The sequence below is a fragment of the Streptomyces sp. SID14436 genome, from assembly GCF_010548465.1.
GTDB lineage: Bacteria > Actinomycetota > Actinomycetes > Streptomycetales > Streptomycetaceae > Streptomyces.
The window spans coordinates 1-11,293 of sequence record NZ_JAAGMD010000450.1 but is presented as its reverse complement, the minus strand read 5'-3'; the positions used below and the strand labels follow the sequence as shown (position 1 = coordinate 11,293).

Here is an 11,293-nt window from a genome sequence, read left to right as displayed (position 1 = left end):
TGCTGGACGCGGCGGCGGGCGTGAGCGGCGTGGCGGGGCTGTGGTCCGTCGCCGAGCCGTCCGCGCCCTCCGCCCCGGCCGGACCCTCCGCCGCGCCCGACGCCTCCCCGTCCGCGCCGGGGGCGGGCTCGCTGTCCGGGTGGAACCAGTAGGTCCGGCAGTCCATTTGCTCCGCAACGCCCCCGGTCGGACGCTTTCGACCGGGGGCGTTCCGGGCGAAAGGGGCGGGCGAAAGGCCCTCCGGATGAGGGCAGTTGGCGTCATGATTCGCACTGAATGTCTGGTTTAAAGTTTGTGAGACATAGGTCTCAGAAGCCGTGATCGTCTTTGAAATTCCGCCGGACGCGTGTCTACGGTCAGGACCGCTCGCCATCGCGGGCCCCGGCTGCCGCCACGCCGAATCCTGCCAGTGGCAGCACGGGAACAGTCGTCGCGTCATGCGCCGTAGGCAGGAGCGGGGGACCCAAGGTAAGTGCCGGATCCGGTGGTTGACACCGAATGCGGCTTGGGGTGAAGCCGCGTCCCGTGAGGGGCGTGGCCGGGCAACTCAACCGGCCCGAACCCGACAGCTCACCTCGTAGGCGTCGGTGAGGGGATCCAACCATGCTGTTTTCCGGCAAGGGCAAGCACCGTCGTCCGTCCAAGGCCACTCGCGCCATCGCCATCGCCGGTGTGACCGGCGCCGCCGTCGCCGCCCCGCTGATGGCGGCCGGCAACGCCTCCGCCGCCACCGCCGCCGAGTGGGACGCCGTCGCCCAGTGCGAGTCCGGCGGCAACTGGTCCATCAACACCGGCAACGGCTACTACGGCGGTCTGCAGTTCTCGGCCTCCACCTGGGCCGGCTACGGCGGCACCAAGTACGCCTCCACCGCCGACCAGGCCACCAAGGCCCAGCAGATCGAGATCGCCGAGAAGGTCCTCGCGGGCCAGGGCAAGGGTGCCTGGCCGGTGTGCGGCAAGGGCCTGTCCGGCGCCGCGTACACCGGTGGCGGCTCCACCCAGAACCAGGGCGGCGGCTCGCAGCAGAGCGCGCCGAAGCAGGACACCGGCGCCGACCGTTCCGCCGGGCAGAAGTCGTCCCGCTCCGCCGAGCGTCCGGCCCAGAAGAAGACCGTCACCACGCCGACCGGCAAGAAGGTGAAGAAGGGCGACGGCGAGTACAAGGTCGTCAAGGGCGACACCCTCAGCTCGATCGCCGAGGAGCACGACGTCAAGGGCGGCTGGTCCGAGCTGTTCGAGCTGAACGACGACATCGTCCAGGACGCCGACCTGATCTACCCGGGTCAGCAGCTGCACCTGAAGTAAGGAAGCGGCCGCAGGCCCTCCACTCCCCCCACGGGCTCCTCGCCCCGGTGCGTGTTCCCCCGTACGCACCGGGGCGGGGTCATGTCCGGGCTCCCTGCGGGGCTCCTTCGCGGGGAACGGTCCCGGGCACTTTCCGGTCACGGTTGGCGGAACCTTCTTTGTTCCGCGAAGAAACAATCTAAGCTCTGCTCTGTCCCCGCGGCATCCCCGGGCGCGAGCCACGGATGTCCATGGGGTGGGCGGCCGGATGGCCGATCGCCCGGAGCCGGTTAGGCTCGGTCTCGCAGAGCCACCGAGGCCCTGCCCACGCGTCACATCCAAGAAGGAGATGCTCGTGCCGTCCATCGACGTCGTCGTAGCCCGGGAAATCCTGGACTCCCGAGGCAACCCCACGGTCGAGGTCGAGGTCGGCCTCGACGACGGCAGCACGGGTCGTGCCGCCGTCCCCTCCGGTGCCTCCACGGGTGCCTTCGAGGCCGTCGAGCTGCGGGACGGTGACCCCGACCGCTACCAGGGCAAGGGTGTGGAGAAGGCCGTCCTGGCCGTCATCGAGCAGATCGGCCCGGAGCTCGTCGGCTACGACGCCACCGAGCAGCGCCTGATCGACCAGGCGATGTTCGACCTGGACGCCACCGACAACAAGGGCTCCCTCGGCGCCAACGCCATCCTGGGCGTCTCCCTCGCCGTCGCCCACGCCGCCTCCGAGGCGAGCGACCTGCCGCTGTTCCGCTACCTGGGCGGCCCCAACGCGCACCTGCTGCCGGTGCCGATGATGAACATCCTGAACGGCGGCTCGCACGCCGACTCCAACGTGGACATCCAGGAGTTCATGATCGCCCCCATCGGGGCGGAGTCGTTCTCCGAGGCCCTGCGCTGGGGCACCGAGGTCTACCACACGCTGAAGAAGGTCCTGAAGAGCAAGGGCCTGGCCACCGGCCTCGGCGACGAGGGCGGCTTCGCCCCGAACCTCGGCTCCAACCGTGAGGCCCTCGACCTCATCCTGGAGGCGATCAAGGAGGCCGGCTACACCCCCGGCGAGCAGATCGCCCTCGCCCTCGACGTGGCCGCCTCCGAGTTCTACAAGGACGGCGCCTACGTCTTCGAGGGCAAGGAGCGCACGGCCGCCGAGATGACCGAGTACTACGCCGAGCTCGTCGAGGCGTACCCGCTCGTGTCCATCGAGGACCCGCTGTTCGAGGACGACTGGGACGGCTGGAAGACCATCACCGCGAAGCTGGGCGACAAGGTGCAGCTCGTCGGCGACGACCTGTTCGTCACCAACCCCGAGCGCCTGGCCCGCGGCATCGACGAGGCCGCCGCCAACGCCCTGCTGGTCAAGGTCAACCAGATCGGCTCGCTCACCGAGACCCTGGACGCCGTCGAGCTGGCCCAGCGCAACGGCTTCAAGTGCATGATGTCGCACCGTTCCGGTGAGACCGAGGACGTCACCATCGCCGACCTGGCCGTCGCCACCAACTGCGGCCAGATCAAGACCGGTGCCCCGGCCCGCTCCGAGCGCGTCGCCAAGTACAACCAGCTGCTGCGCATCGAGGAGATCCTCGACGACGCCGCGGTGTACGCCGGCCGCAGCGCCTTCCCCCGCTTCAAGGGCTGAGCGCCCGCCCCGTAGGAAGCGTCGTCGTCACGTCCCCGTGCCCGGTCCCGTACCGTGTGCGGGGACGTACGCACGCAGACCCACGGACGACGGCGAACCGGAGGCGGAGTCATGGCGGTGAAGGACCGGGACCGTTTCTCCACCGCGACCAGGATCCGGCTGCTCGGTGAGCAGACCGCGGCCCGGGTGTACCGCTCGCAGACCAAGCGGCAGGCGCGCCGCTCCCGGCTCACCGGCCGGGCCGCGCTGCTCGCCCTGGTGGTCTGTTCGCTGATCGTGGCCCTCGCCTACCCGATGCGGCAGTACGTCTCCCAGCGTGCCGAGATCGCCGACCTCCAGCGGCAGCAGGAGGAGGCCCGGCAGCGCGTCGAGGAACTGCGCGACCTGAAGGCGCGCTGGCAGGACGACGCCTACGCCGAGCAGGAGATCCGCCGCCGGCTGCACTACGTCATGCCGGGCGAGACCGGCTTCGTGGTCGTCGACCCGGGCCCGGCGAAGCAGTCGCGCACCGACACGCGGGCCGCCGACCGCCCCTGGTACGCGAACGTCTGGGACGGGGTCGACAAGGCCGACGCCGCCGGCCGGTGACCCCGCGCCCGTGACCGCCGCCGCCGGCCGGTGATCCCGCCCCGTGACCGCCGCCGCCGGCCGGTGATCCCGCCCCGTGACCGCCGCCGCCCGGCGGCCCGGCACCCGTGACATCCCGAAGAAAGACAACGATGGACACTCCTCCGCCCACGACGCCGCGCACCGAGCCCACCGACGCGGACGTCGCGGCCTTCCGGCAGCAGCTCGGCCGGCCCCCGCGCGGACTGCGCGCGATCGCCCACCGCTGCCCCTGCGGGCAGCCGGACGTCGTCGAGACGGCACCGAGGCTGCCCGACGGCACCCCCTTCCCCACGCTCTACTACCTGACCTGCCCCCGCGCCTCCTCGGCGATCGGGACGCTGGAGGCGAACGGCGTGATGAAGGAGATGACCGAGCGGCTGGCCACCGACCCGGAGCTGGCGGCGGCCTACCGGGCGGCGCACGAGGACTACATCCGGCGCCGCGACGAGATCGAGGTGCTGAAGGACTTCCCCAGCGCGGGCGGCATGCCCGACCGCGTGAAGTGCCTGCACGTGCTGGTCGCCCACTCGCTGGCCGCCGGCCCCGGGGTCAACCCGCTGGGCGACGAGGCGCTGGCGATGCTGCCCGAGTGGTGGCGCAAGGGCCCGTGCGTCACGGCGGAGAGCCCGGCCGCGGAGCAGGAGGGCGCCCGGTGAGCCGGGTCGCCGCGATCGACTGCGGTACGAACTCGATCCGTCTGCTGGTGGCCGACGCGCACCCCGGGACCGGTGAACTGACCGACCTGGACCGGCGCATGACGATCGTGCGGCTCGGCGAGGGCGTCGACCGCACGGGCCGGCTGGCGCCGCAGGCGCTGGAGCGCACCTTCGCCGCCTGCCGCGCGTACGCGGAGATCATCGGGCGGCACGGCGCGGAACGCACCCGCTTCGTCGCCACCTCCGCCTCCCGGGACGCGGAGAACCGCGACGACTTCGTGCGCGGCGTGGTGGACATCCTGGGCGTGGAGCCCGAGGTGATCACCGGCGACCAGGAGGCCGCGTTCTCCTTCACGGGCGCCACGAAGGAGCTGACCGGGCGGACCGACCTGCGCCGTCCGTTCCTGGTGGTCGACATCGGCGGCGGCTCGACGGAGTTCGTGCTCGGCGACGACCGGGTCCGCGCGGCCCGCTCCGTCGACGTGGGCTGCGTGCGGATGACCGAGCGGCACCTGGTGCGCGACGGCGCGGTGACGGACCCGCCGACGGCCGGTCAGGTCGCCGCGATGCGCGCCGACATCGAGTCCGCGCTGGACCTCGCGGAGAAGACGGTCCCGCTGCGCGAGGCGCACACCCTGGTCGGGCTGGCCGGTTCGGTGACCACCGTGTCGGCGATCGCCCAGGACCTCCCCGGCTACGACTCGGCCGCCATCCACCACTCCCGGATCTCCCGCGAGCGGGTCCGGGAGATCAGTGACTGGCTGCTGCGGTCGACGCACGCCGAACGCGCCGCGGTCCCCTCCATGCACCCGGGCCGCGTCGACGTGATCGCCGCGGGGGCCCTGGTGCTGCTGGCCGTGATGGAGCGCGTGGACGCCCGGGAGGTCGTCGCCAGCGAGCACGACATCCTGGACGGCATCGCCTGGTCCCTGGCCGCCGACGGCCCGCGCTGAGGCGCGCGGGCGGCCGGCGCACCCCGGTGTGCCGGCCGCCCGGGGTGCTCCGTCGAGCGGGGCCGGGAGCGGGCGAGCGCTGGTGGGAGCCCCTGGGAGGGCTTCGGGCGGGCTCGTCGCGAGAAAGTTCGTGAAGTTCTTCACAAGGAAATGGGCCCGCTCGGGCGGAGAATGGGGGCCGGTTGGCCCTTTCGGGGGCTCGACCCCCGTTTGAACATGTTCAGAAGGCGGCCGCAGGACGGGCCCGGCAGGGCGTCGGGACGCCTGCGCGAGGGTCCTCACGAGGGTTCCGGACCGACGGAGAGGCAGCTCACGCGGCATTGACAACGTGGCGGCGGCGGGACGGGTTCACGATCGCGGCCATGTTCTCGATCACAGGAGCCGCGGAGTGTAACACAAGGGCTGTCCGAGCTTGTGAAGGGGCGCACGAGGTACCCCCCTCGGGCGGGTGGATACTCGATGGCATGAGCACCACGGAGCGTCCCAGGATCCTCGTAGTAGGCGGTGGGTACGTAGGCCTGTACGCAGCTCGGCGCATCCAGAAGAAGATGCGTTACGGCGAGGCGACCGTCACCGTCGTCGACCCGCGGTCGTACATGACCTACCAGCCCTTCCTCCCGGAAACCGCCGCCGGCAACATCTCCCCGCGACACGTCGTCGTCCCGCTGCGGCGCGTGCTCCCCAAGGCGGAGGTCCTCACCGGCCGGGTCACCACCATCGACCAGGACCGCAAGGTCGCCACGATCGCCCCGCTGGTCGGCGAGGCGTACGAGCTGCCCTTCGACTACCTGGTGATCGCGCTCGGCGCGGTCTCCCGCACCTTCCCGATCCCCGGCCTCGCCGAGCAGGGCATCGGCATGAAGGGCGTGGAGGAGGCCATCGGCCTGCGCAACCACGTCCTCGAACAGCTCGACAAGGCCGACTCCACCACCGACGAGGAGATCCGCCGCAAGGCGCTCACGTTCGTGTTCGTCGGCGGTGGCTTCGCGGGCGCGGAGACCATCGGCGAGGTCGAGGACATGGCCCGGGACGCGGCCAAGTACTACAAGACGGTGTCCCGCGAGGACATGCGCTTCATCCTCGTCGACGCCGCCGACAAGATCCTCCCCGAGGTCGGCCCCAAGCTGGGCCAGTACGGCAAGGAGCACCTCGAGAGCCGCGGCGTCGAGGTCTACCTGTCCACGTCGATGGACTCCTGCGTCGACGGCCACGTGGTGCTGAAGAACGGCCTGGAGGTCGACTCCAACACCATCGTGTGGACCGCGGGCGTCAAGCCCAACCCGGCGCTGGCCCGCTTCGGCCTGCCGCTGGGCCCGCGCGGCCACGTCGACACCCAGCCCACCCTCCAGGTCACCGGCACCGACTACATCTGGGCCGCGGGCGACAACGCCCAGGTCCCGGACCTCGTCGGCCGCAAGGCGGGCAACGAGAACGCCTGGTGCCCGCCGAACGCCCAGCACGCGCTGCGCCAGGCCAAGGTCCTCGGCGACAACGTGATCGCCGGCATGCGGGGCTTCCCGCAGAAGCCCTACAGCCACGCCAACAAGGGCGCGGTGGCGGGCCTCGGCCTGCACAAGGGCGTCGCGATGATCGTCGTCGGCAAGATGAAGATCAAGCTCAAGGGCCGGCTCGCCTGGTACATGCACCGCGCGTACCACGGCATGGCGATGCCGACGTTCAACCGCAAGATCCGCGTCTTCGCCGACTGGACCCTCGGCATGTTCCTCAAGCGCGAGGTCGTCTCCCTGGGCGCGATCGAGTCGCCGCGCGAGGAGTTCTACGAGGCGGCCAAGCCCGCCCCGGTGGCCGCCGCCGAGCCGAAGAAGACCGAGGCCAAGGCCTCCTGACCCGCGTGCCCCGCCCGCACCCCGTCCCGGGGGACGGCCGGCAGCCGCAGCAGTGACCCCCGAAGGGGCCGCCCGCCATCCGTGGTGCGGGCGGCCCCTTCGGCATGCCCGGGACCCCGCGGCCGCACCGCCCTCCCCCGCCGATGCGCCGGGGGAGGGAACAGGCGCCCCTCCCGGCGGCGTTTGCCCCGTCGAGACGCGCGCCGGGGGCTGCCAAGCCGCCCCGCGAGTGTTTACGTGGTGACGACATTCCGGGATTCCCTGTCACGGAGGTGCAGACCATGGCTGACGCCGCGCCGCGGCTGAAGGTCCACGTCGAACAGCTGCTGGGCACACCGCTTCCCGTCCGTATCCGTGCCTGGGACGGCTCCCAGGCCGGCCCCCCGTCCGCGCCCACCCTCGTGGTGCGCAACCGCCGGGCCCTGCGCCACCTGCTGTTCAAGCCGGGCGAACTCGGTCTCGCCCGCGCCTGGGTGGCCGGCGACCTCGACATGGAGGGCGACCTCTACGCCGCCCTGGACCTGCTCGCCGGGCTGGTCTGGGAGCGCGACGAGGACGCCCCCGGCCTCGCCCGCTCCCTGCGCGACCCCGCCTTCCGTTCCGCCGTCCGGGGCCTGTTCGCCCTGGCCGGGCCCCCGCTGCCGCCCGCCCGGCCCGCCGAGGAGGCCCGCCGCCCCCGCCGCGGCCTGCACACCAGACGCAGCGACCGGGGCGCCATCAGCCACCACTACGACGTCGGCAACGACTTCTACGAACTCGTCCTCGGCCCGTCGATGGTGTACTCCTGCGCCTACTGGTCCGCCCCGCCCCCGCGGGGCACGCTCGAACAGGCCCAGCACGACAAGCTGGAACTGGTCTGCCGGAAACTGGCCCTGAAGCCCGGTCAGCGGCTGCTCGACGTGGGCTGCGGCTGGGGATCCATGGCCCTGCACGCCGCCCGCGAACACGGGGTGGCCGTCGTCGGCATCACCCTCTCCCAGGAACAGGCCGCCCACGCCCGCAAACGCGTCGCCGAGGAGGGCCTGGCCGACCGGGTGGAGATCCGGGTGCAGGACTACCGGGACGTCGCCGACGGCCCCTTCGACGCGATCTCCTCCATCGGCATGGCCGAGCACGTCGGCTCCCCCCGCTACCTGGAGTACGCCGGCCACCTGCACCGCCTCCTGGCGCCCGGCGGGCGGCTGCTCAACCACCAGATCGCCCGCCGCCCCGAGCGGGACGAGGGGGCCTACGACCTGGACCCGTTCATCGACGCCTACGTCTTCCCCGACGGCGAACTCGCCCCCGTCGGCACCACCGTGGGCCTGCTGGAGCGCGCCGGCTTCGAGGTGCGCGACGTGGAGTCGATCCGCGAGCACTACGCGCTCACCCTGCGCCGCTGGGTGGAGAACCTGGAGACGCACTGGGACCGCGCCGCCCGTCTGGCCGGCCCGGGCCGGGCCCGCGTCTGGCGGCTCTACATGGCCGCCTCCGCGCTCGCCTTCGAGAAGAACCGCATCGGCGTCAACCAGGTCCTCGCGGTGAAGACGCCGGAGTCCGGGGCGTCCGGGCTGCCGCTGCGCGCCCGCACCTGGCACTGACGCGCCGTCCCCGTACGCGCCGACGGGCCCCGTCCCTCCCGGAACGGGGCCCGCGTCACGCCGGCCGGGTACGGCCGCTACTCGGACTTGATCGCCTGGAGCATGTTCAGCCGGGCCGCCCGGCGCGCCGGCCACAGCGCGGCCAGTACGCCCACCACGGCGGCCAGCGCCAGGAAGACGCCCATCCGGCCCCAGGGCAGGACCAGTTCGTAGGTGTCCATGCGGGTGCCCATCAGCTCACCGGCCGCCCAGCCGAAGAACACTCCGAGGCCGATGCCGAGCACCCCGCCGAACAGCGAGATCACCAGGGACTCCAGCCGGACCATCCGCTTGATGCCCCGGCGGTCCAGGCCGATCGCCCGCAGCATGCCGATCTCCTGCGCGCGTTCGAACACCGACATCGCCAGCGTGTTGATCACGCCGAGGACCGCCACGATCACCGCCATCGCCAGCAGGCCGTAGACCATGTTCAGCACCACGGTGAAGATCTGCGCGATCTCGTCGGAGAGGTCCTTCTTGTCCTGGACCTTGATGCCCGGGTTGCTGCCCAGGGCCTTCTCCAGCGACTCCTTCGCCGCGTCGGACGTGCCGTCGGCCGTCTTGACCATGACCAGCATGTCGGCCGGTTCCGACTCGTGCGGGGCGAGCGTCGCCGCGTCGATCATGATGCCGCTGATCATCTCGTTGCCCCGGTAGACACCGGCGACCGTGAGGCGCTCCTTCTTGCCGTCCTCGAAGGCGGCGGTGAACTCCGAACCCGTCCTCCAGCCGTAGGACTTCGCCGTGTCGTCGTCCACGACCACCCGCGCGTCGCCGACCTCGAAGGCACCGGAGGCCACCTCGAACGCGGTCAGCTCGCCGAACGTGGCGCCGTCGACGGCGGTCAGGTACTCGGTCCGGCCGTCGATGCGGGACACGGCGTTGCGCATGGGGCTGGTGGCGGTGACGCCGTCGGCCCGCTTCAGCTTCTTCTCGACGTCCGGGGACAGCGCGTTGCCGTTCGCCATGGACACCACGTAGTCCGCCTCGATCGCCGAGGCCGCCATCTTGTCGATGGACTTCTGCAGGCTGCCCGCCGCCACCGTCATCCCGGTGATCAGGGTGAGCCCGATCATCAGGGCGGACGCGGTGGCCGCCGTACGGCGCGGGTTGCGCACCGAGTTCTGCCGGGCCAGCTTCCCGGACACCCCGAACACGCGCAGCACCGGAGCGGCCGCGGCGATCAGCGGACGGGACAGCAGCGGGGTCAGCACGAACACGCCGATGATCAGCAGCACCGCGCCGAAGCCCATCGGGGCCTGGCCGGAGGAGCCGTCCATGGTGGTGGCCACCAGGACCACGGCGACACCGGCCGCCGAGAGCAGCGCGCCCAGCGTGTTGCGCAGCACCAGCGACTTGGTGGTCGCCTTGGCGTGCACGGCGCTCATCGCGGCCACCGGCGGGATCTTCGCGGCCCGGCGGCCCGGCAGCCAGGCGGCGAGCATGGTGACCAGGATGCCGACCGCGAACGCGGAGACGACCGTGCCCGGGCTGATCACCAGCGGCCCGTCGGGCATCGGGGCGTCCAGCGCGCCCATCAGGGAGCGCAGCCCGGCGCCGATGCCCACACCGGCGAGCAGGCCGGCGACGGCGGCGACGGTGCCCACCACGAACGCCTCGATCAGCACCGACCGGGTGATCTGCCGGCGGGAGGCGCCGACGGCGCGCATCAGGGCCAGTTCCCTGGTGCGCTGGGCGACCAGCATGGTGAAGGTGTTGGCGATGATGAAGGTGCCCACGAACAGCGCGATACCGGCGAACACCAGCAGCGCCTGCTTCAGACCGCTCATCGAGGAGGCGATCATCTCCGCCTGGGCGTCGGCCAGTTCGGTCCCGGTCCGCAGCTCCACGGCGCCGGCCGGCAGCACCTTCTCCAGCTGCGCCTGCAGCTCGGTGTCGCTGACGCCGGCCTTCGCCTTCACGGCGATCTCGTCGAAGGTGCCGGTCTTGCCGAACAGCTTCTGCGCGGTCGCGGTGTCGAACAGCGCGAGGCTGCCGCCGGCCGCGACATTGCCGTCGTCGGTGGTGAAGATCCCGGCGACGACCGGCTCCAGGACGGGGCCGTCGACGGACATGCGGACGGTGTCGCCGACCTCGTACCCGGCGCGCCGGGCCGTCTCGGAGTCGATGAGGATCTCGCCCTCGCCCTGCGGCGCGCGGCCCGCGGTCAGCGGGTACCGGGGGTCCTCGGGACCCCAGTAGTTGCCGCCCTGGGACTGGAAGTCGTCGCCGATCAGCTCGCCGTCCTTGCCGGCCAGCGCGGTGAAGCCGGTGACGATCCCGATGGCCTGTTCGGCGCCGGGCACCTCGGCGCTCGTGTCGACCAGGGCGCGGGTCAGCTCGCGCGCCTCGCCGACCCGGTCGCCCTCGGCGTCCTTCCAGCCCGGCGTGACGGCGACGTCGACGTGGTCGAAGCCCTTGGCGGACTGCTTCTGCAGGGCGGCGGAAATGGTGTTGGTGAAGACCAGGGTCCCCGACACGAAGGCCACGCCGAGCATCACGGCGAGCACGGTCATCAGGAGCCGGGCCTTGTGCGCGAGCACGTTGCGCAAGGCGGTACGGAACATGGGTGTCTTCTCGAGTCCAGACGGTGAGGGCGAAGGAGCGTGGGCGGGCGGGGCCCGGGAGCCCGCCGCGCGCTGGGGCACGGGGGCGCGGCCGTGCACGGGGGCACGGCGGAGCCACGGGC

The 11,293-nt window shown here is 71.9% G+C and carries 8 protein-coding genes and 1 riboswitch; of the genes, 7 read left to right on the top strand and 1 reads right to left on the bottom strand.

The genetic code is table 11. The annotated features are described in order from the left end of the window. The first annotated feature begins 430 nt into the window (after window positions 1-430). A riboswitch (cyclic di-AMP (ydaO/yuaA leader) is annotated at window positions 431-599 on the top strand. Between the two features lie 4 nt (window positions 600-603). The 7 genes from G3I53_RS15565 to G3I53_RS15535 all read left to right on the top strand — a co-directional run bounded on the left by G3I53_RS15565 (window position 604) and on the right by G3I53_RS15535 (window position 8,565). Then, complete coding sequence (locus tag G3I53_RS15565; protein ID WP_164338217.1) at window positions 604-1,305, top strand: transglycosylase family protein; 702 nt, start codon at window positions 604-606, stop codon at window positions 1,303-1,305. A 334-nt stretch (window positions 1,306-1,639) separates the two neighbouring features. Then, window positions 1,640-2,920 (top strand): phosphopyruvate hydratase, encoded by a 1,281-nt coding sequence (gene eno / locus G3I53_RS15560; protein ID WP_164338218.1) that lies wholly within the window; start codon window positions 1,640-1,642, stop codon window positions 2,918-2,920. Window positions 2,921-3,031: 111 nt separating this feature from the next. After that, a complete protein-coding gene (locus G3I53_RS15555; RefSeq protein WP_164338219.1) occupies window positions 3,032-3,508 on the top strand; it encodes a septum formation initiator family protein in 477 nt (158 codons plus the stop codon). Window positions 3,509-3,639: 131 nt separating this feature from the next. Beyond that, on the top strand, window positions 3,640-4,185 hold the full coding sequence (locus G3I53_RS15550) for a DUF501 domain-containing protein (RefSeq protein WP_164338220.1): 546 nt from the start codon (window positions 3,640-3,642) through the stop codon (window positions 4,183-4,185). Then, window positions 4,182-5,138: a Ppx/GppA phosphatase family protein gene (locus G3I53_RS15545; RefSeq protein ID WP_164338221.1), complete on the top strand. Its 957-nt coding sequence runs from the start codon at window positions 4,182-4,184 to the stop codon at window positions 5,136-5,138. Before G3I53_RS15550 ends, G3I53_RS15545 begins: the two co-directional genes overlap by 4 nt. 464 nt (window positions 5,139-5,602) lie before the next feature. Beyond that, window positions 5,603-6,985 carry an NAD(P)/FAD-dependent oxidoreductase gene (locus G3I53_RS15540; RefSeq protein WP_164338222.1) on the top strand — a complete coding sequence of 461 codons (1,383 nt, stop codon included), beginning with the start codon at window positions 5,603-5,605 and terminating at the stop codon, window positions 6,983-6,985. A gap of 281 nt (window positions 6,986-7,266) precedes the next feature. Further along, the gene (locus G3I53_RS15535; RefSeq protein ID WP_164338223.1) at window positions 7,267-8,565 is read left to right on the top strand and encodes a cyclopropane-fatty-acyl-phospholipid synthase family protein; all 1,299 of its coding nucleotides are present in this window, start codon (window positions 7,267-7,269) and stop codon (window positions 8,563-8,565) included. A gap of 77 nt (window positions 8,566-8,642) precedes the next feature. Here G3I53_RS15535 and G3I53_RS15530 read toward each other — a convergent pair whose 3' ends face one another. Continuing rightward, complete coding sequence (locus G3I53_RS15530) at window positions 8,643-11,171, bottom strand: ABC transporter permease (protein ID WP_164338224.1); 2,529 nt, start codon at window positions 11,169-11,171, stop codon at window positions 8,643-8,645. Between the last annotated feature and the right edge of the window lie 122 nt (window positions 11,172-11,293).

Bases quoted from the DNA above. Each gene is read 5' to 3' on its own strand.
- G3I53_RS15565 (WP_164338217.1), top strand. From the start codon at position 604: ATGCTGTTTTCCGGCAAGGGCAAGCACCGTCGTCCGTCCAAGGCCACT.
- G3I53_RS15555 (WP_164338219.1), top strand. From the start codon at position 3,032: ATGGCGGTGAAGGACCGGGACCGTTTCTCCACCGCGACCAGGATCCGG.
- G3I53_RS15550 (WP_164338220.1), top strand. From the start codon at position 3,640: ATGGACACTCCTCCGCCCACGACGCCGCGCACCGAGCCCACCGACGCG.
- G3I53_RS15540 (WP_164338222.1), top strand. From the start codon at position 5,603: ATGAGCACCACGGAGCGTCCCAGGATCCTCGTAGTAGGCGGTGGGTAC.
- G3I53_RS15535 (WP_164338223.1), top strand. From the start codon at position 7,267: ATGGCTGACGCCGCGCCGCGGCTGAAGGTCCACGTCGAACAGCTGCTG.
- G3I53_RS15530 (WP_164338224.1), bottom strand. From the start codon at position 11,171: ATGTTCCGTACCGCCTTGCGCAACGTGCTCGCGCACAAGGCCCGGCTC.